Source organism: Ruegeria sp. AD5 (assembly GCF_056542345.1).
Window position 1 is genome coordinate 1 of record NZ_JBQFZR010000015.1, and the last position, 1720, is coordinate 1720.

Consider the following 1720-nt stretch of genomic DNA (forward strand, 5'->3'; position numbering starts at 1 on the left):
TTGATGAAGTCGCCGATGGCCTGTTCGAGCGCTCCTGGCAGATAGTAGTTTTCCAGCAGGACACGGTTCTTCATCGTCTGATGCCATCGCTTGTCCGTCATCGAATGATTTGGAACACGAGCGTTTGATTGGCTTAGGAGGATCAGGCTCGCCGTAGTTTCAATCTACGCCGCGTTCTGATGATGCAGCAAGCGGCGTTTCTGGATTGTCTGGTGTTTGATTTCCTTTCTGCGTCTGAGGATTGTTTCGGCTCGACCGAAATAGACATCGGCGGGTGTCAGATTGCTGATGCTCTCGTGGTATCGGTTGTGGTTGTAGTGATTGATGAAGTCGCCGATGGCCTGTTCGAGCGCTCCTGGCAGATAGTAGTTTTCCAGCAGGACACGGTTCTTCATCGTCTGATGCCATCGCTCAATCTTGCCCTGGGTCTGCGGATGGTTGGGCGCTCCCCGAACATGATCCATACCCTGCTCATCCAGCCATTTCGCCAACTCGCCAGAGATGTAACTGCTGCCGTTGTCGCTGAGCAGCCGGGGCTTGTGGGCAACGGTGACACTGTCACAACCTGATGCAGCCAAAGCGTCTTCCAGCGTTCCTGTGACATCGTCAGCTTTCATCGTGGTGCAAAGGCGCCAAGAGACAACGTAACGGCTGTAATCATCCAGGATCGTAGACAGGTAGAACCAGCCCCAACCGATGACTTTGAGATAGGTGAAGTCGGTCTGCCAAAGCTGGTTCGGCCGCACAGTCTTCTCATGGAATTCATCCGCCGCTTTGATGGTGATGCAGGCTGGGCTAGTGATCAGATCTTGTGCCTTCAGAAGCCTGTAAACACTGGCCTCAGAAACGAAGTAGCGCCTGGTGTCGGTGAACCGCACCGCAAGCTCGCGGGGCGATAACTCGGGTTCTTCCAGAGCCAGTTCCACGATCTGCTTGCGCACCTTGTCGGGGATGCGGTTCCAAACCCTACCTGGCCGGGAATGGCGATCCTCAAGCCCGGCCTCGCCGAAAGACAGATACCTGTCGTACCAGCGGTAGAAGGTCGTTCTGGGAATGCCGAGCTTTTCCAGTGTGCGTTTGATCGGCAGGTGCGAACCGTCAACCAGCCGGATGATCTCAAGCTTTTCGGATGCGGGATATCTCATTCGTCGTCTCCCCCATCCTCGAACATGCTTTTTTTGAGCAGCCGGTTCTCAAGGGTCAGGTCGGCGACTACCTCTTTCAGCGCCGACGATTCCGCTCTCAAATCCTTCACCTCAGAGCTGGTAGCCTGGCGTGCGGTATCGCCAGCCAACCGCTTCTTACCGGCCTCAAGGAACTCTTTCGACCAGCTGTAATACAGGCTCGTAGCTATTCCTTCACGGCGACACAGCTCCGCTATGCTGTCTTCACCACGAAGCCCATCCAACACAATACGGATCTTCTCCTCTGCCGAATGCTGGCGCCGTGTCTTCCTGCGGATGTCTTTGACAACTCTCTCTGCTGACGCTTTCTGTTTCCCGGATTTCATTCTCATCTCCACTCTCTGATGGTTACGATGAGCCTGAAATCCTCCGCTACGCAATCAACCTAGTCTGTTCCATGGGTGCTGATGGCGGACAGTCCAACTACCTGCAGTCACCCCAAAACCCAGAGCTTGGAACAAGGGGCGGATCATCGGTCAGAAACGACCGCTACTCCCAAAACAGGTCTGGGCGATCCGTGCCCGGCTCGAACTTTC

1 protein-coding gene and 1 pseudogene are annotated in these 1720 nt (G+C 55.0%); one reads left to right on the plus strand and one right to left on the minus strand.

Annotation, left to right across the window (positions count from 1 at the left end; all coding sequences use genetic code 11):
* Positions 1 to 164: 164 nt before the first annotated feature.
* Positions 165 to 1516, minus strand: a protein-coding gene (locus tag ACR0JG_RS20725) for an IS3 family transposase (protein ID WP_170717543.1) whose coding sequence is annotated in 2 segments (ribosomal slippage) — positions 165 to 1180 and positions 1180 to 1516 — 1353 coding nt in all. Because the reading frame shifts where the segments join, the coding sequence is not laid out codon by codon here.
* Between the two features lie 85 nt (positions 1517 to 1601).
* Between ACR0JG_RS20725 and ACR0JG_RS20730 the strand changes: the two are divergent.
* Positions 1602 to 1720: pseudogene (locus ACR0JG_RS20730) on the plus strand (integrase); the annotation flags it as partial.